The following is a 17230-nucleotide window of genomic DNA, read 5'->3' as shown; positions in this document are numbered from 1 at the left end:
ACAGGAATGCCAAGGAATCGCTTGCCATGCAACCGATATATCGATCATATTCTGAAAATGCGTCCAAGGAGAGCATCATGAAATACGCCCCGCATCTGGAGCCCAGCCCGCTGCCGTTCTCGCCCTTCAAGAGTTGCACCGTTCCGCGGCCGATCGGTTGGCTGTCCAGTGTCAGCCGGACAGGGGTCGAGAACATCGCGCCGTATAGTCAGTGGCAGAACCTGTCTTTCGACCCGCCGATGGTCATGTTCTCGGCCAACCAATATCCTGACGGTCGCCGCAAGGACACGGTGCTCAACGCCGAGGAGACCGGCTGGTTCGTCTGGAATATGGCGACATGGGATCTGCGCGAGGCCGTGAACCTGAGTGCGATGGCCCTGCCGCCGGAGGAAAGCGAGTTTGACCACCTGGGGGTGACACGCGAATACGCTGACAATGCGCCTGTTCCGATGGTCAAGGAGAGCCCGGTCAAGTTCGAATGCCGCTATCTCGGCACCCATCGGCTGAAGGGCAACTCACCGGTTGGCACGATCGACATCGTCTTTGCCAGGGTCGAGAAGATCCATATCGACGATCGCGTCATCCGCTCCGATGGGCGGCTGGACATCCCCGCAATCCGACCGATCGCCCGGTTGGGGTACTTCGACTACACGGTTGTGGACAACGTCTTCGAGATGCGCGTTCCGGGTTCTGATAGCGATGCGCAGGCCGGGCTGGAGGGACGCGCGTCGCTCTGATGCCATGTCAGGCGACGGAGGTCCGAGGCGGCCCGGCATTTGGGGAGCGGCGAAGGCGCGTCGCGCAGCCGTAAAGATCTGCTGCAGGTCCCTGATCGTGCTTGGCCAGAAGCTCGGACAGGTCCACGTTCGTCTTGGTCATCGGGGTCTCCATTAGGTCCGTGGTCGAAGTCGCCAAACTCCACCTCGACCATTCACCTCGATGGCCAACCGGGATCACACCGCCGGCAGCGATGAAATTACGCCAGCTCCTCGGACGCAAACTGAACGACAGCATTCTGCTCTTCACCACGCCCTGTCGACTGTGCTTTTTGACCGTGAAAACGGAGGGACCGCATGCCGCGTGCGCCAGCTGGGGCCTTGCAAACAAGGAATGAGATCTTACTGCGCAGGGCAATGCTGAACCTTACTTGCGCGAGCGCTAGCAGTGGGGCCAGAAGATATTTGTGCCACTGGCCCATCCGCCAGCAGATTTTGGCGATTCCGTCGTCGTCTTCGCCGGTGTCGAGCAGAAAGCGCATATCTTGGTCATGGAACTGCCGGACAGCGAAGGGGTGGCTCGTGCCCCCGATCGGCCGCACATGCGGTTCGGATGGATCGCAGCAAACCGAGGCTTTCTGGCCTCACTAATATCCGCAGTTTATCCGTGTTTTATCAGATGGTTGCGTCGTGGCTCGTTTAACTCTCTGTTAAACGGCTACCGTGTGCAGCTGTCCTTCCGGAGCGAACTCTTTCTATTGAGAATTGTTTAGGTTGAACCTGTGTTGGAAACATCGTCTTTCTGGACTTGACCCAATGGGAAGCAAGCGAGAACCGGTGGTTCGCTTGTTACTATCTCGCCGGCAACGAGGTTGTGGTATCTTCCGGTAGCTAACGTCAAGGCACTACCCACGCAAAGCGGTCACCCAGCGCTGTGCAGCTTCAGAAATTGCGCGTTCCACTATGCTTCCGGCCCTGGACTAAGCGTATTGCGGTGCTGAATTGGGCGCTCTAGGCTGGATTATCTCTATCCTTCCGCGCCGGGCTTGATGGCTTTGTTCAGATTCATGCGATCGAGGACTGAGGACAAGACGCCTCTGCTCGAGCGTTGTTTGTCGGTGGATCTCGAGGTCAACCCCAGGACAGCTGAGATATTTGACATGGCAGCGGTACGGTTCGGCGATGGACCCGCGGTTGTCGCCCCGAAGGGCAATGTAAAACGGGGACTCGATCAGCTCGAGAAGGCGCTCGAGAAAGCCGCGTATGTCATCGGGCACAATATTCTGCGCCATGATATCGAGCATCTTCTGGCCGCGCGCCCGCGGCTCATCGCGAAAATGGCCGCTCCGATTGACACACTCTGGCTCAATCCGTTGGCATTCCCGCGCAACCCGTACCATCACCTCGTGAAACACTACCATGACGGGCGCTTGCAGGCAGGGCATGTGAACGATCCCGAGCTGGATGCGCGGCTAGTGTTCGAAGTGCTGGAAAACCAGATCAAGGCGCTGGCTGAGCTCTCATCGAAATCACCCGAAACACTGCTTGCTTACCACTACCTTGCGACCCGTCTGGACCGGGCTGATGGATTTGACGCCGTCTTTTCCCATATCCGCAAGGCGCCCCAACCTGATCGCGCATCGGCCCTTGCGGCTACCCGGACGCTGCTAGTCGGCAAGGCCTGTGGCGCACAGGTCGAGGCGGCGCTCAATACGTTGTCGGACCCACGATCGGGCTGGCCGATGGCCTATGCGCTGGCGTGGATCTCCGTCGCAGGCGGGGAATCCGTGATGCCACCCTGGGTGCGAGCGGCGTTTCCGAAATCCGCCCTCCTCGTGCGCATGTTGCGCGATACCAACTGCGGCGACAGTACCTGCGCTTGGTGCGCCGAGATGAACAACCCGGTTGGAGCGCTGAAGAAGTGGTTCGGTTTCAACGGCTTCCGCCCCCAGCCAGTCGATAGCGACGGACGGCCGCTGCAAGAGGTCATCGTGGCCGAAACCATGGGACATGCCGACGTCCTTGGCATCCTGCCCACGGGCACGGGCAAATCGGTCTGCTATCAGGTTCCGGCGCTAAGCCTCTATGACAAGACCGGTGCGTTGACGGTCGTGATTTCGCCCTTGGTGGCGCTGATGGCCGATCAAGTTCAGGGGATGGAGCGGGCGGGGATTTCGTCAGCTGTGACTATAAACGGCATGCTGTCGATGCCCGAACGACAGGATGCGCTGGACCGGGTCAGGCTGGGTCAGGCGGCGATCCTGCTGATTTCGCCCGAGCAGCTGCGCAGCGTGTCGGTCCGCTCGGTTCTGGCGCAACGTGAGGTGGGGCTTTGGGTGCTCGACGAGGCGCATTGCGTTTCGAAATGGGGGCATGATTTTCGGCCCGACTACCGCTACATCGGGCGCTTCATCCGGGAATTCTCAGGGGATGAAAAGCCCGCGCCGGTGTTATGCCTTACGGCTACCGCCAAGCCCGAGGTCGTTCGCGACATCACCGAGCATTTCCGCGAACGGCTTGGCATTGCGCTATCGCTTTTTGACGGCGGAGCCACGCGCACCAACCTGACGTTTTCTGTGCTGGCGACCACGAAGGAAAGCAAGCTCGGGGATATCCTGACGGTGATATCCGAGCGTCTGCCTATCGGCGATCAATCGGGGGCCGTCGTTTATTGCGCGACACGAAAAGAGACGGAGCGCGTCGCGGACTTCCTCAAGAAGCAAGGGCTTGCGGCCGAACATTTCCACGCAGGGCTGACCGCGGATGACAAGCGGGCGGTGCAGGAGCGCTTCCGTGTGGGCGATTTGCGTGTGATTGCGGCCACCAATGCCTTTGGCATGGGTATCGACAAGCCTGACATTCGACTGGTGGTCCATGCCGATATTCCGGGCTCACTGGAAAACTATTTGCAAGAGGCGGGCCGAGCCGGGCGCGACCGGGCACCTGCGGCCTGCGTGCTTCTGTATCACTCCGACGACGTTGAGCGGCAATTTACGCTGACTGCGCGCTCACGTCTTGAGCGTCACGAGATCGGCGCCATTCTCAAGGCGCTACGTCGCATCGATGAGCACACCCGCAACAGTGGCAAGGTGGTGGCGACTGCGGGTGAAATCGTGCGCGAAGAAAAGGATAGCGAGTTCGTGCGCGACAGTGCGACCGATGATACGCGCGTCAAGACGGCGGTCTCATGGCTCGAAGAGGCTTCGCTGGTCTCACGCGAGGAGAACCGGGTTCAGGTCTTCCCCTCTTCGCTTCTGGTGCGCACGCTGGCGGAGGCAGAGGCGCGTCTGAAGCGGGCCGACATCACCGAGGCGCGGCGGGCGCAGCTTCTGAACATCGTGCGCCACGTGATGAACACGCCGCCCGATCAGGGCATCTCCACTGACGAGCTGACCGGCATCAGCGGGCTGACGCACCGGGAACTAAGCAAGGCGATGGCAGACCTCGAGGCCCTCGGTATCGCGCGCAACGACATCGCGATCACGGTCTCGGTGCATGTCGGGGTCGAGAACCAGTCGCGCCAGCGCATGACCCGCGCGATGCGGCTCGAGAAAGCGCTGATCGCGCGGATGCGCGAACTGGCGCCCGAAGCGGATGTAGGCGAAGGAGCGCCGTTCGATCTGACAGCAGCGACCCAACTTTTGCGCGGTGAAGGGCATGAAGATGTGAGCCCACACCTTCTTGAGCGCCTGTTGCGCAGCATCGAGCGGGACGGACGCGACAGCGACGGCGGACGTGGCAATATCCGCCTGCGCAAGCTTTCCGCCAAGACGCTGGAAGTAGTCTTGCAGCGCACTTGGCGCGTGGTGGACCAGACCGCCACGGTGCGCTGGATGGCTGCGGAAAAGCTGCTCGACTTTCTGATTGCCAAAGTACCCACGGGTACACGTGGCAAGGATATTCAAGTTGAGACGACTATCGGCGACATCTTGGCCGCACTTAGCGGTGACGCACTGATCATGGCCTCTGGCGTGAAGGACATGACCAAGCTCATGGAGCGCGCGCTGCTGTGGTTGCATGAGCAGCAGGTGATGACGCTAGGCAAGGGGCTCACGGTGTTCCGCTCGGCCATGACTATCTATCTGAAACCGGGACATGCGGGCTTTACCAAAAAGGATTTCCTGCCGCTCGAGGAGCACTACCGGGAACAGACGCTGCAGACCCATGTGATGTCCGCCTATGCAGAAAAGGGACTGGAGAAGATCGACGCGGCCGTGCGCCTCTCAGAGGATTACTTCGCCCTCGATCAGGACAGTTTCCTTCGGCGTTGGATGCCCGGTCGCAACGTCGAGATACGTCGCCAGACCACTGGCAAAGCTTGGAAGCAGATTGTCGAGGATCTGAGCAACCCGGTGCAGCAAGACATCGTCGCAGATGATCGCGAAGAGACCAACGTCCTGGTTCTGGCCGGACCCGGCTCCGGCAAGACGCGGGTGCTCGTGCATCGTATCGCCTATCTCCTGCGGGTAAGACGTGAGGACCCAAGCGGCATCCTCGTGCTGACCTATAACCGGCATGCCGCAGCCGAGATCCGCGCACGTCTGCGGCATCTGGTCGGCGAGGATGCCGCGCGCGTCACGGTTTCAACCTGCCACGCGCTGGCGATGCGGCTTGTTGGCGCAAGCTTTACGGGCGGCGCAGCCGAAGGGTTCGATTTTGACGGAATTCTGCGTGAGGCCGTCCGTCAAATCAACGGAGAGGGACTGAGCCGCTCCGAAGCCGAGGCGCAGCGCGAGGCGCTCATCCAGGGCTACCGCTGGATCCTTGTTGACGAGTATCAGGACATCGGCCCCGAAGAGTACGCGCTGATTGCTGCTGTAGCCGGGCGCTCGCACGACGATCCCGATCAGCGTCTGAGCCTTTTTGCCGTGGGCGACGACGACCAGAACATCTACGCCTTTACCGGGGCATCGATTTCCTTCATTCGTCGGTTTGAAGAAGATTACCGCGCGAAGCCCAAGTTCCTGACCGAGAACTACCGCTCGACGCGGCACATCGTGGATGCGGCAAACCAGGTCATCGAGCCCGCGCGGGGACGCATGAAGGCCGGACATGCGATCACAGTGGACAAGATGCGCAGCCTCGACCCCGGTGGCGGCGTCATGGCGCGCTATGACCCAGTCGGGCGGGGCCGGGTGCAATTTCTGGACACTGCGGCCGATGATACGGCGCAAGCGGTGGCTGCGGTGGACGAACTGGTTCGGATCTCGCGGCTCGACCCGGATTTCAGCTGGGCACGCTGTGCGATCATCTCTCGGGACTGGCGGCGGCTTGGTGCCGTGCGCGCCTATGCTGAAAAACTTGGGCTGCCAGTCGAAATGGCCAACGAAAAGCTACCGAGTATTTGGCGAACGCGCGAGATGCAGCGCCTTGTGGCGGACTTGCGTAAACGCCCGACCGCTATGCTCACCATCCAGGACATTCTCGGTGTGCTCAACGAGCAGCGCTCCAACCGCTGGGTCGATCTTATCGCCGAGGGCATCGCGGACCTCGCGCGCGAACTGGGTAAGAAGACGATCCCCGTTCCAGACGCGATCGAATGGTTTGCAGAATGGGCGCAGGACATCCGCATTGCACAAAGAGGTCTTTTGCTGCTGACTGCGCATCGCTCGAAGGGGCTTGAGTTCGACCATGTGGTAATTCTGAATGGCGGCTGGAAGGTGCTCTCGCAGGGAGAGGACGGCGAAGCGCCACGTCGGCTGTTCTACGTTGCCATGACCCGCGCTCGCCGCAGCCTCGCTGTGGTCACAAACGGGGCACATGCCTTCGTTCAGGCTGACAGTGATTGCGAGATGCTGCGCAAAGTCGAGATGCCGCACCGGCTCGATCTCCCCGATCCTGATCAATATCAGGTTCCAGATATGGTCGTTGTCGATCTTTCCTTTGCCGGTCGGCTCCCGGAGACGAGCCCTACCCATGTCGCTATCGCCGCGGCGCAAGTCGACGATCCGGTTACGCTCGAACTGCGCCAGGGGAAATGGATGATCCTTGACGCCAGTCGCCGCGTTCTGGCCCGCATGGCTGGCAACTGGGCGCCGCCCGAGGGCACCATTCTGACATCTGGCCGGGTGGGGGCGATAATACGCTGGCGCAAGTCCGACAACGAGGAACTCTACCAAAGCTACATCAAACGCGACGAATGGGAGACAATTCTCCCAGAGCTTGTGTTCCGCAAGGGCCTGCCAAAGTGTACAGGCAACAAACGCTGATGACCTGGCAGGTGTTCACTGCGAGGGTCGATGGGTGAGTTGGTCAAGCAGTAGGCCAGCCCCGTGGTTTCATAGCCAATGGACAGGGCGAACAGTAGGCATCAGCGTCGATGACGTCCCCGTAGGGCGCCGGAGATTTCAGATCAGCCAATAACTCGTGAAACACCGCCAGTTTGAAGTTTGCATCGGACCGAGCGGCATACTGAAGTATCATCGCCGCATCGCAAAAGGAGGAGATTATCCATGACACCGACGGACGTAGAGGCCGCTATCCTTGCAGCCATGACCGGGTCCGTTCCGAAGGCGGAGCGCAAGCTCCGTCAGGCGACCCTGCAGGAGGAAGCGGCGGCGCGGGCACAGATGGCCGAGGCCGAGATCGCAACCCTGATGTCTATGGGAATGTCGAGACATGAGGCCTGGTCGGAGGCCTCCCGCATCTTCCTGAAATCCTGATCGTCGCGAATCTGTGGCGGGTCAGTGGATGCGTTTTGCTTGTGCTGGCACTGTCGTCCAGCGTCTCTTCCTTAATCCGCAGCTTCTCGGCGGCAGTCCAAGGGCACCGACGACGGCCATCGATGGTGACCTCTATCTTAGACATAAGCGCGTGTTCAGGTATTTGCTTTGTTTTGGGGGAAAGCGATTGGACCTATCGTTTTCCGGCCAAGGTGGGAGTGAAGAAACGTCTCGAAAGCCGGCACATGTCAAGAGGCGGTACGCGGGCGCATTGAGAACGTTTTGTCTTGGGCGACGGTCGCAGGGCACCGGACTGGCGACAATCCGGCCCGCTGGGGCGGAAATCTGAAAGAGTTGCTGCCAGCAGCATCAAAAGTTGCCGTGAAGCAAAACCATCCGGCGGTTCAGCTTGGTGACGCGCCGCGCTGGTTTGGTGCGTTGCGCAAGTTGGAGGGCTTTGGCAGCCGTGCCCTCGAGTTTGCGGCCTTGACGGCACTCCGCTCCAAGGAAGTACGCGGCACGCGTTGGGAGGAGATAGACCTGGATTCCGGTATCTGGATCGCTCCTGCGATACGGATGAAAATGAAGCGCGAACATCGTGTGCCGCTCGCCCCGGCAGCCATCGATTTGCTGCGGTCTCTGCCGCGCCTATCCGACAATCCGTTGGTATTTCCCGGGAAAGCTGGCGGCGTACTGTCGGACATGACGCTAAGTGCCACCATGCGGCGGATGCATGAGGCTGACATCGCCAACGGCGGGCCGGGATTTCTGGACCGGGTCAGCAAGCGCCCCGCAGTGCCACACGGTCTTCGCAGCACCTTCAGTGACTGGGTCAGCGAAAGGACACGATACCCGGCCCAGATGGCCGATTTCGCATTGGCGCATAAGATCGCAAACGCCGTTGAGGCGGCGTATCGGCGGGGCGATATGCTGGAAAAACGTCGCCAGTTGATGACGGACTGGGCGAATTTTCTCGAAGGGACAGAGACCTCTGACGCCACAATTATTGAATGGGTGGCGTAATGAAGGGCTGGCAGGAGCGCTACGCGCGCCGCGACTGGATTTGGCTGGATGACTGGTGGCGGCATTTCGACGACCGCGCGAGCGCCAAGGATTTTCTGGAGCGGCTCCGAGCCGACGTTCCCAAGCGGATTCACCAGAATGGCATCGAAAGCCGAGAGGAGTATGTAACGCCTGACGAGGCGCCGGAAGAATGGAAAGGCGCAGCTGAAATCCTCTACTTCGGCGAACTGGCTGCGTGGGTTGAGGGCGAGCTCCAACCTGTAGACGTTGCGTGGGAGCTCGAACGCGTCAGGATCGAGGCGCTCCTTCGCGAGTTTTTGGGTGCAGGAGAGGTTACGGAGGGTGATCATACCCTGTCTCGCAGGGCGCATGCAGCGGAGGCGCTTGAATCGCTTGCAAGTTTAGACTGGTGCACCAGCGCTATGAGCGACGAAATTGACCCCGACCGGAACCTGCCAGACGACCGCGAATGGCTGCTCTCATTTGCCCGGGAGATCGCCTTCTTGGCGTTCAACGCCGGCACGCATGCGCGCGCCGCAATCGGGAAACAAGCCGAGGCTCACGCGGTCAGAGGTGACAAGGTTCTTTCGGCGGCCAAGTCAGGCGGTCGCTCGCGGCGACAGCAAACGAAGTCTGAAACAGAACGAACTCTGCAGAGGATGCGCGAGCTGATCGATCAGGGGCACACACAAAAACGCGCGACCGAACTGGCACACGCTCAAGGATATGGCACGTCAGCAAACGCCAACCGCCAACTTCTGAAGAACTCCAAGAGGAAATAGTTGGTACAGTGCCGGCCACTGTACCACCATCATTGTGCCACGTTGCCTCCATTCGAAACCTTTTCGCTTGGAGCACTCCCCATGGCCGAACTCTACCTGTCAGACGTCCGATTGTCCGAACGGTTTGGCGTCCACCGCACAACGATCTGGCGCTGGACCAGCACCGTTCCCAATTTTCCCAAGCCAGTGAGACTGTCACCGCAGTGTTCGCGCTGGAAGCTTTCCGAGATCGAGGCGTGGGAGAATGCGCGTCAGGGGACTGCCTGAGCGATGCAAAGCCCCTTTCGACTCCCGCAGGCCGGTCGGCACGTTGCCGCACCGGCCGCCGCGCCTGCACGCCAGCCCAAGGCAGTTGAACGCGGTCACGCAATTGCCGAAAACGGCGATTTGCGGAAGCAGCCCATATATAGGGCACCCGCGGATCTATCGGCGTATGAGCAGGCTGGCAAACCCGGCAAGGCAACGACAGCACTTCCGATCGGCACCCAAAGGCGGTTCATTGCCGCCGCCGCCGCCGCGGCCCGTCGCGATCATCCGCTGAACACATTGCTCACCCTGCGCTGGTCGAGCTTGTTCAGTGCAAATGATGTGAACTGGCTGCGCACGCTCCCCGTGCCTGGGCGGATCGACGCCCTTGTGGAGCGCTTCCGCAAATGGCTGGCACATCGCGAATTGCCCTGCCTCTACATCTGGGTGCGCGAGGTCGCTGGTCCCGAGGCCGAACACTGGCACGTGGCTCTTCATCTGCCGACACATTACCGCGCCAGGTTCGCAGCGTATCTGGCAGACATCACCGGCGAACCCAAGGCGCGCGCCGGCCATCATGCGCGGCGCACTGAAGGTGAGTTTGCCCGCGGTGAGCTCGGTTCGTGGCATCTTGCGGCGGACGTACATCCCGATCGCCGAGGCTTCTTCCTTGCCGCCTATCTCGGGAAGGGCGAGCCTTCGCAACGCCTGTTCCGCGGAAAGCTTCGCGGCAATACCTGCAAACCAGTGCGCGGGCAAAGCTTCGGCGGTGATCAGCCCGACGGGAAGTACGATGAGGATCAAGGCAAGATACAGGGCACCCCTTGCCGCGGTGCCCGCTTCTTCGTGTCGAAGACGGTGCAACGCCTCGTTGCCTCGAGGACATGATGGATGGCCGCATTCGTTTTCGTCCATCCCAGGGATGCCTGCAATCTCAACGCTCGCTGCATCAAAAAGTTGATGTTTAGTGGTTCACCCTAATGATTTGTGAAGATCTCAAAGTTCGACTCGACATGCGGCGCCTGTATTTGGCCGGATTTAGGTCGCTGAGGATTGATGGCGTTCGGATCGCGATCGTAACCACCCCGTGCAACTTCGGCGGTGAGCGGCGGTGGTTCCTCTGTCCAAAATGCGGCCGCCGCTGCGCAGTGCTCTATGAGGATTTGCGCTGCCGCATCTGCCTTCGGGCACGGTACCGGCTCGAAGCATATGCCCCAGTCGACCGCATGATCCTCAAGGCCCAAAGGTTGCGCCGCAAGCTTGGGCAACTCAACCCCAGCTCGATCAAGCCATATCCCAAAAAACCGCACCGCATGCGTTGTACGACCTATTCGCGCATCATTCTGGAAATCCGCGCTCTCGAGTTCGAGGCCGCTTGTGTGCTGGATGCAAGGCTGCGCTATGGGCGCGGGTAGCGTCAGTGGAAACGGAAAGTCGTGTTGACAAAAGGGATTCACAGGGGGGGGCTTCGCGACCAAGATCCACCTCTGCGTCAACGGCACCGTTCGCCCCATGAGGTCGGATATCAACCCGGAGCAGACATCGAACTATCTGGGCTTCGACTGGTCAAGGGCGACAACCTGCCGAAACCTTGCGTCCTGCTAGACGATCGCGGCTATGACTCTAGCAAGGTTCGCAAAACCATGGAGGCGCGCAACGTCGTGCCAGTCGTCACAATGCGCAAGTTCCGCAGGCTCCGTGTCGCAGTCGACCGCAAGCTCTACCGGCTGCGAAACCTCGTCGAGCGCTGCTTCAAAAAGCTGAAGAACGCCCGTACCGTCGCAACCTGCTACGACAAGGCTGCCGAGAGCTTCCTGGGCTTCATCGACATAACGTCTTTCCGCCTCTGGATCCGCCATTTGCCAGCATGACCTAGGTTTTCACCGTCGCGGGCTCCGACCAGTCTGTGCACATCCTGCGAACCAGTACGCGGACCCGTTCCGGCTCCAGAGCTTTCGCCGGACAATGTCCTGCAGCATATGCCGATCCAGTTTAGTATCTGTGGCGATCCGCTTCTGCCGCACGTGCTCGTCCTCCCCTACTCAAGGATGAACGCCCCTGCGCATAGCCGAGCTTCGAAGCCTTCGTCGTACTGCAGCTTCTCTGAAGGCAAGAAAATGTTAGCCGAAAACACAAGCTTCAAACGATACAATTCTCAGGGGACAGCGAACGATTGTTCCTGCGGCAAGGCTGCCAGGCGGCACAACCAATCAACCCTTTGCCGTACCATACAAGAAAGTTTCGCTCAGCTCGATTTGTGGTTTCAGCATGGATGAGCCGACCATGGTCGAGCAGCCCGCACGTTTCGCGGCGGCTATGAGCGGCGTGTCTTGTGCGCCGATCACAACATCCGCAACGGTCGCACTTGCGGAGACGCCAGTCAGATCCATCGGCATGTCGCCTCCGCCGCCCATACCAACTGATGTGGCATTCACGATCAGGTCAAAATCCGAGAGATCAGGCAGTGCGCCAGTTCCTGTGGCCATTGCCTTGATGCCAGTGGCCCGCGCAACTTCTGCTGCGAGTGTGTGGGCCTTGGCGGTGTCTCGGTTGGCCAGCAAAAGTCGCGTAACCCCTTCGGCCGCGAGCGAGAATGCGATCGCGCGGCCGACGCCCCCTGCGCCCAGCAGAAGAACCCGCTTTCCAACTGGGTCGAAGCCTGAACCCTTCAGGCCCCGCAGAAAACCTAGACCATCAAGGTTATGGCCCGTCAGTGTTCCATCTGTCTCCCGACGGACAAAATTGACCGATCCCGCCTGAGTGGCTTCCCTTGTGTGCAAGTCAACCATTGATGCGGCGGCGATCTTGTGGGGTGCGGTAATGCATAGACCCCGGATATTCTCGATCCGTCGAACAAGAGAAAGTGCGTCGGCAAGATCGGCTGGTTGCACATTGAGCCCGGTACAGCAAAAGTTGTGCCCGCATGATGCGAAGTAGTCGTTGAACAGAATCGGCGCGCGAAAATGCCGGACAGGTGTGCCAACAATGTAGAACAGATCGGTTTCACCAGTAATTTCCATCGCTTATCCATCCCTGCGCAGAAGGCCAAAGAATTCTGCCACGATTGCCGGTTGCGGTTTCAACATCTCCGCCCCGGCAATGATCGGGCAGCCCCTTGCGGCAGCGTCACTCAAAAGGCGCGTCATTGCTGGCTGGACAACGACCTCTGCAACGGTTGTCCGATCGGTCAGGCTGGCCAGTTCAAGCGGAAGGGGATCGCTGGTTTTCATGCCTAGAGACGTGCCGTTCACAAGCAGGTCCGCGGCTTTCAGGGAAGATGCGTCAGCAAGGTCTACGCGGCAGGATGGAAAGGCCGCCTGAACCTCTGTCGCCAGTGCCTCGGCCTTGCCTCGATCGCGGTTCATCACGTCAAGCCTCGCCAGCCCGGCCTCTGCAAGACCAAAGGCGATCGCCCGTCCGACGCCGCCTGTGCCAACCAACAGGGCGCGTTTGCCCGTGGCGTCAAAGCCGTTGACGCGCAGCCCTTCCATGAAGCCTGCGCCATCGGTATTCGTACCCGTCAAAGTGCCGTCCGCGTTTCTCCGAACAAAGTTTGTCGCGCCCATGCGCCTTGCAACCGGCGTAAGTTCGTCAACGAGCACACATGCCGCGATCTTGTGGGGTATGGTGATGCCAAGGCCTGCGACGTTCTGCATACGACGTGCCGACGCAAGGAAAGTTTCCAGATCTGTCGGCGTGACGTGGATCGGAACAATCACCGCATCCAGACCAAGTGCCGCCAGGGCATCGTTGATCAGGATAGTGCCGCGGATATGCGAAACGGGATCCGCGAGCATCAATAGTATTGATGTCGCACCGGTAATATCTGCCATTGCACTCTTTTCCTTCAGGTTAGGGGCAGGCTGTTCAGAACCGCTTCATTCACTTCAATGCCCAATCGCGGCCGGTCGGATGCGGTAACGCGGCCTGCAAGAGGCCAGACTAGCGCTTCGACCAGCTCTTGCTGGACGACGATGGGAGACGGCTTCAACTCAAAGCGGCGCGTGTCGGGTGAACTTTCCGAAAGATGCTGACTGCGGTCAGGATTGCCGTGCACCATGTGTGGGCGTTCATCACGATCCCGGCCTTTGAGCATAGTGGACCTACCTTGACGCAGCCTGTGACAGCTTGGGTCTTTGCAGGATCGACGCGCAGAATATCGACGGTCCCCCGCCTCAATCATCCGTTGGTAGCCACTGACGGTGTACTCCCATTCGTCGTTTGAGATCGGGACGACTATGGCTACCTTGAGCGCGCGATCATCGTTGATCCGGTTCGGATAGAAGGGTTCCTCGATCCAGCCGATCTGTTCATCGACGGCGATTACCTGTACGTGCAGCGCGCTTTTCTCGCGCCGGTAGTCATTGGCGGCGCTAAAGCGAATTGGATACGTTCGGATGTCGGTGGTGCACATGGATCAATTCTTCCGGGTGACCAGCCTGGTTTCCAGATACGCATCCAGCGCTTCTGCCCCGCCTTCGGTGCCATGCCCGGAATCTTTAGTCCCGCCGAAGGGAACCTCTGGCAAGGCAAGCCCAAGGTGGTTGATCGACAGCATCCCGGCCTCGACTTCGGCTCCGAGTCGCGTCGCGGTGGCCGTGTCACGGGTGAAGGCGAACGCCGCAAGGGCAAAGGGCAGGCGGTTCGCTTCAGCGATTGCGTCGTCCAGATGGGTGAAGCGATTGACGATCGCAACTGGCCCAAAAGGCTCTTCGTTCATAATGCGGGCCGAAACGGGCACGTCGGCCAGAACGGTGGGTTCGAAGAACCAGCCCTCGTTTCCGATGCGACGCCCGCCCGCCAGCAGCCGCGCACCATTGTCCACGGCATCAGCCACCAGCGCCTCAAGCGCCGGTATGCGGCGCGCATTGGCTAGCGGGCCCATCTCTGTATCCGGGTCCATGCCGTTGCCCACCCGAAGATTTAGCGCAGCATCGGCAAAGCGATCCGCGAAGGCGTCGGCAAGTCTGTCCTGCACCAGAAACCGTGTCGGAGAGACGCAGACCTGACCGGCATTGCGGAATTTGTTGGGAATTATGGTTGCGCATGCGAGGTCCAGATCGGCATCGCCTGCGATGATCACCGGCGCATGACCGCCAAGCTCCATCGTCGCGCGCTTCATGTGGAGGCCTGCCAGCGCTGCAAGTTGTTTTCCCACGGGGGTAGAGCCGGTGAAGCTGATCTTGCGGATCACCGGATGCGGTATCAGATACTCGGAAATCTCGGCCGGCACACCGAAGACCAAATTTGCAACACCATTTGGTAGCCCCGCGTCTGCGAACGCACGCAACAGTTCGGCCGGGCTAGCCGGTGTTTCCTCAGGCCCTTTGACGATAATCGAACATCCTGCTGCGAGTGCCGCAGAAAGCTTTCGGACCACCTGATTGATCGGGAAATTCCATGGCGTGAAGGCAGCAACTGGTCCAACTGGCAGCTTCAAGGTCATTTGCAACACATCTGGCGAGCGTGATGGAATCACTTGCCCGTAAGTCCGCTGCGCCTCGCCTGCGAACCAGTCGATGATGTCGGCGCCTGCCAGAGTTTCGAGCCGCGCCTGCGCAAGCGGCTTGCCATTCTCTCGCACCATCAGGGCAGCCACATGTTCGGCCCGGTCGCGCAGGATGTCTGCAGCCTTTCGCATCAGCCTGGATCTGTCAAAGGACGAGGTCTTGCGCCAGACCTCAAAGCCGCGCTCTGCTGCGGCAATCGCCTCGTCAAGGTCGGCGCGCGTGGCATGAGCGACTGTACCGATTTGTCCAGCGGTGGCCGGATCCATGACGGGGATGCTTCGCCCGTCAGATGCAGGTCGCCAGGTACCGTCAATGAAAAGGGAAACGTTGGGATAGTGAATCATGATTTGGCCTTTCTGGCGGTCTGAAACATCGGGCCGCCCTTGGTGCGTGGAAAGCCGTAGCCGTGCACTTGAACCAGATCGATGTCGGAAGAAGATTTTGCGATGCCCTCATCAAGGATTGACTGGCCTTCGGCGGCCATCGCAGCGATCAGATGCGCCGCGATTTCGTCGGCCGGACAAGGCGACGATTGCGCGACCAGCGGGGCGATGATCCGGACAGCCTCGGATGACGGACGTGGCGTACGGTCGCCGGGGAGGTAATCGTACCAGCCGCTGCCGGTCTTGATCCCCTTTCGCCCCGCTCGCACCAGAAGGTCACCCGGAGTTTCCGGGACATCTTCGCCCCGTGCCCTTGCTGCTTCACGGTTCATGAAGCTGATGTCGAGGCCCGCCATATCCTGCATCTCGAACGGGCCCATGGCGAACCCAAAGCGACGCATCGCGGCATCAATCTCGCTATGCGGTACACCGCTACGCAACATATTCTCTGCCTCTGCGCGATACCGCTTGAGAATGCGGTTGCCAATAAAGCCATCGCATATGCCAGATCTTACCGGTACTTTGCCCAGTCGGCGCGCGATGTCGAATGCGGTTGCCAGGACCTCTGGCGCATAGCCAGGTAAGGGGACAATTTCCAGCAGCTTCATCACATGTGCAGGGCTAAAGAAATGCAGTCCGATAAAGCGTTCAGGTGCGGGCAGGCCCTCGGCGATTAGTCTCGGATCTATGTAGGATGTGTTGGTTGCCAGAAGTGCATCAGAACGGCAGATCATCGCCAGTTCGGCGAAAACGGAGCGTTTGACTGACAGATCCTCAAACACCGCCTCAACAACCAGATCGCAAGGTGCAAGGCCCTCAAGCCCCGCGCAACCTGTTACACCTGAAGCTCGATCCGCTGCCTCTTTCTCTGTGATCAGGCCGCGTTGCGCGGCCGCAGTGAAAACGGCATTGATGTTTGCAAGACCCCGTTCCACCAAGGATTCGTCGCGTTCAGACAGGATGACCGCAAAACCTGCATTGCGGAAAGCGGCAGCGATGCCAACCCCCATGGTGCCGCCCCCTACGACGCCCACAGTGCGAACTTCGCGCGGGGCAGTGCCGCGCAGTTCAGCAGGACGCGGAGCCGCTCGCTCTGCAAAGAACAGATGGCGAAGCGCAGCAGATTCCTCTGACGCCCTCAGCCTAAGGAACGTCTCACGTTCATGACGAAGCCCTGCGGCAAAACCGTGCTCAAGACCGAAACGCATTGCCGCCAGCGCGGCAATAGGAGCTGCCTGACCCTTGGACCCCTTTGCTATGCGCGCTGTGGCGACATCCCAGAAATCTGGAGTGGGGGCGGGCAGAGGGCGGGCAGAGGGCAGAGGGGGAAGATGACCGTTCAGGGTTTGCGCAAATTCTATGACTTCATCAAGCAAGTTGGCCTCTACAACCCCTGTGATCAGGCCGAGCTTTGCCGCCTGGATGCCATCCAGAACCAGCCGTTCCGCTACAACGGGAGCTGCCGCTTCTAGGCCGATCAGTCTGGGAAGACGTTGCGTGCCGCCCGCTCCAGGAATGAAGCCTAGTCCGACTTCGGGTAGTCCCATTGTGCAAACTGGGGTAGCGATGCGGTAGTGGCAGCCGAGCGCCAGCTCTAGCCCGCCTCCGAGCGCCGTGCCGTGAATGGCCGCAATCCAGGGCTTCTTGGCACCCTCGATGCGGTTGATCAGCTCGGGCAGGGTCGGAGCTTCGGGCGGACGGTCGAATTCGGTAATGTCGGCGCCGCCCACGAATAGTTTGCCTGCCCCACGCAATACAACGGCGCTGACCCCAGGATCGTTGTCGAGTTGTGCTGCGAGGTCGAAGAGTTGCGCGCGAACTGGGGTCGCAAGTGCGTTCACAGGCGGGTTGTCGATGGTCACAACGGCAATTGTACCGTGCTGGTCCAGAGTGACAGTCATGCGGGAC

The 17230-nt window shown here is 60.1% G+C and carries 15 protein-coding genes and 2 pseudogenes; 9 read left to right on the top strand and 8 right to left on the bottom strand.

Annotation, left to right across the window (positions count from 1 at the left end; translation table 11 throughout):
* Window positions 1-77 precede the first annotated feature (77 nt).
* Complete coding sequence (locus tag FQU74_RS16640) at window positions 78-737, top strand: flavin reductase family protein (RefSeq protein ID WP_146287603.1); 660 nt, start codon at window positions 78-80, stop codon at window positions 735-737.
* A gap of 7 nt (window positions 738-744) precedes the next feature.
* On the opposite strand, the gene FQU74_RS19725 is transcribed toward FQU74_RS16640, so the two are convergent.
* Both FQU74_RS19725 and FQU74_RS16635 read right to left on the bottom strand, forming a co-directional pair.
* Window positions 745-879 carry a hypothetical protein gene (locus FQU74_RS19725; RefSeq protein WP_268236787.1) on the bottom strand — a complete coding sequence of 45 codons (135 nt, stop codon included), beginning with the start codon at window positions 877-879 and terminating at the stop codon, window positions 745-747.
* Between the two features lie 97 nt (window positions 880-976).
* Complete coding sequence (locus FQU74_RS16635) at window positions 977-1258, bottom strand: hypothetical protein (protein WP_146287602.1); 282 nt, start codon at window positions 1256-1258, stop codon at window positions 977-979.
* A gap of 618 nt (window positions 1259-1876) precedes the next feature.
* Here FQU74_RS16635 and FQU74_RS16630 point away from each other — a divergent pair.
* Complete coding sequence (locus tag FQU74_RS16630; RefSeq protein ID WP_170246256.1) at window positions 1877-6925, top strand: RecQ family ATP-dependent DNA helicase; 5049 nt, start codon at window positions 1877-1879, stop codon at window positions 6923-6925.
* A gap of 243 nt (window positions 6926-7168) precedes the next feature.
* Window positions 7169-7378: a hypothetical protein gene (locus tag FQU74_RS16625; RefSeq protein ID WP_146287600.1), complete on the top strand. Its 210-nt coding sequence runs from the start codon at window positions 7169-7171 to the stop codon at window positions 7376-7378.
* A gap of 37 nt (window positions 7379-7415) precedes the next feature.
* Here the strand turns inward: FQU74_RS16625 and FQU74_RS19795 are convergent.
* Window positions 7416-7541, bottom strand: a pseudogene (locus FQU74_RS19795) (IS3 family transposase); the annotation flags it as partial.
* A gap of 218 nt (window positions 7542-7759) precedes the next feature.
* Between FQU74_RS19795 and FQU74_RS16615 the strand changes: the two are divergent.
* The 6 genes and pseudogenes from FQU74_RS16615 to FQU74_RS16590 all read left to right on the top strand — a co-directional run.
* Window positions 7760-8401 carry a tyrosine-type recombinase/integrase gene (locus FQU74_RS16615; RefSeq protein ID WP_229704411.1) on the top strand — a complete coding sequence of 214 codons (642 nt, stop codon included), beginning with the start codon at window positions 7760-7762 and terminating at the stop codon, window positions 8399-8401.
* Window positions 8401-9183: a hypothetical protein gene (locus FQU74_RS16610; protein WP_146287598.1), complete on the top strand. Its 783-nt coding sequence runs from the start codon at window positions 8401-8403 to the stop codon at window positions 9181-9183. Before FQU74_RS16615 ends, FQU74_RS16610 begins: the two co-directional genes overlap by 1 nt.
* A gap of 81 nt (window positions 9184-9264) precedes the next feature.
* On the top strand, window positions 9265-9450 hold the full coding sequence (locus tag FQU74_RS16605) for a helix-turn-helix transcriptional regulator (protein ID WP_146287597.1): 186 nt from the start codon (window positions 9265-9267) through the stop codon (window positions 9448-9450).
* 3 nt (window positions 9451-9453) lie between these two features.
* On the top strand, window positions 9454-10317 hold the full coding sequence (locus tag FQU74_RS16600) for a hypothetical protein (protein WP_146287596.1): 864 nt from the start codon (window positions 9454-9456) through the stop codon (window positions 10315-10317).
* Window positions 10318-10655: 338 nt separating this feature from the next.
* Window positions 10656-10844 (top strand): hypothetical protein, encoded by a 189-nt coding sequence (locus FQU74_RS16595; protein WP_146287595.1) that lies wholly within the window; start codon window positions 10656-10658, stop codon window positions 10842-10844.
* A 34-nt stretch (window positions 10845-10878) separates the two neighbouring features.
* Window positions 10879-11300 (top strand): annotated as a pseudogene (locus FQU74_RS16590) (transposase); the annotation flags it as partial.
* A 339-nt stretch (window positions 11301-11639) separates the two neighbouring features.
* Here the strand turns inward: FQU74_RS16590 and FQU74_RS16585 are convergent.
* The 5 genes from FQU74_RS16585 to FQU74_RS16565 are packed head-to-tail and all read right to left on the bottom strand — an operon-like array spanning window position 11640 to window position 17223.
* Entirely contained in the window at window positions 11640-12449 is an 810-nt protein-coding gene (locus FQU74_RS16585; RefSeq protein ID WP_146287594.1) for a shikimate dehydrogenase family protein, read from the bottom strand.
* 3 nt (window positions 12450-12452) lie between these two features.
* The gene (locus FQU74_RS16580; RefSeq protein WP_146287593.1) at window positions 12453-13262 is read right to left on the bottom strand and encodes a shikimate dehydrogenase family protein; all 810 of its coding nucleotides are present in this window, start codon (window positions 13260-13262) and stop codon (window positions 12453-12455) included.
* A 14-nt stretch (window positions 13263-13276) separates the two neighbouring features.
* The gene (locus FQU74_RS16575; protein ID WP_146287592.1) at window positions 13277-13843 is read right to left on the bottom strand and encodes an enolase C-terminal domain-like protein; all 567 of its coding nucleotides are present in this window, start codon (window positions 13841-13843) and stop codon (window positions 13277-13279) included.
* Window positions 13844-13846: 3 nt separating this feature from the next.
* A complete protein-coding gene (locus FQU74_RS16570; RefSeq protein ID WP_146287591.1) occupies window positions 13847-15283 on the bottom strand; it encodes an NAD-dependent succinate-semialdehyde dehydrogenase in 1437 nt (478 codons plus the stop codon).
* Window positions 15280-17223 carry a 3-hydroxyacyl-CoA dehydrogenase NAD-binding domain-containing protein gene (locus FQU74_RS16565; protein ID WP_146287590.1) on the bottom strand — a complete coding sequence of 648 codons (1944 nt, stop codon included), beginning with the start codon at window positions 17221-17223 and terminating at the stop codon, window positions 15280-15282. The genes FQU74_RS16570 and FQU74_RS16565 overlap by 4 nt, the downstream gene beginning before the upstream one ends.
* Between the last annotated feature and the right edge of the window lie 7 nt (window positions 17224-17230).

It is taken from the genome of Gemmobacter aquaticus, assembly GCF_007859075.1.
Taxonomy (GTDB): Bacteria; Pseudomonadota; Alphaproteobacteria; order Rhodobacterales; family Rhodobacteraceae; genus Gemmobacter; species Gemmobacter aquaticus.
Note: the sequence above shows the minus strand (reverse complement) of the source record. Positions and strands in the feature narration are given on the sequence as shown.

Bases quoted from the DNA above. Each gene is read 5' to 3' on its own strand.
- FQU74_RS16570 (WP_146287591.1), bottom strand. From the start codon at position 15,283: ATGATTCACTATCCCAACGTTTCCCTTTTCATTGACGGTACCTGGCGA.
- FQU74_RS16635 (WP_146287602.1), bottom strand. From the start codon at position 1,258: ATGCGCTTTCTGCTCGACACCGGCGAAGACGACGACGGAATCGCCAAA.
- FQU74_RS16600 (WP_146287596.1), top strand. From the start codon at position 9,454: ATGCAAAGCCCCTTTCGACTCCCGCAGGCCGGTCGGCACGTTGCCGCA.
- FQU74_RS16640 (WP_146287603.1), top strand. From the start codon at position 78: ATGAAATACGCCCCGCATCTGGAGCCCAGCCCGCTGCCGTTCTCGCCC.
- FQU74_RS16585 (WP_146287594.1), bottom strand. From the start codon at position 12,449: ATGGAAATTACTGGTGAAACCGATCTGTTCTACATTGTTGGCACACCT.
- FQU74_RS16630 (WP_170246256.1), top strand. From the start codon at position 1,877: ATGGCAGCGGTACGGTTCGGCGATGGACCCGCGGTTGTCGCCCCGAAG.
- FQU74_RS19725 (WP_268236787.1), bottom strand. From the start codon at position 879: ATGACCAAGACGAACGTGGACCTGTCCGAGCTTCTGGCCAAGCACGAT.
- FQU74_RS16580 (WP_146287593.1), bottom strand. From the start codon at position 13,262: ATGGCAGATATTACCGGTGCGACATCAATACTATTGATGCTCGCGGAT.
- FQU74_RS16565 (WP_146287590.1), bottom strand. From the start codon at position 17,223: ATGACTGTCACTCTGGACCAGCACGGTACAATTGCCGTTGTGACCATC.
- FQU74_RS16610 (WP_146287598.1), top strand. From the start codon at position 8,401: ATGAAGGGCTGGCAGGAGCGCTACGCGCGCCGCGACTGGATTTGGCTG.
- FQU74_RS16575 (WP_146287592.1), bottom strand. From the start codon at position 13,843: ATGTGCACCACCGACATCCGAACGTATCCAATTCGCTTTAGCGCCGCC.
- FQU74_RS16605 (WP_146287597.1), top strand. From the start codon at position 9,265: ATGGCCGAACTCTACCTGTCAGACGTCCGATTGTCCGAACGGTTTGGC.
- FQU74_RS16625 (WP_146287600.1), top strand. From the start codon at position 7,169: ATGACACCGACGGACGTAGAGGCCGCTATCCTTGCAGCCATGACCGGG.
- FQU74_RS16595 (WP_146287595.1), top strand. From the start codon at position 10,656: ATGATCCTCAAGGCCCAAAGGTTGCGCCGCAAGCTTGGGCAACTCAAC.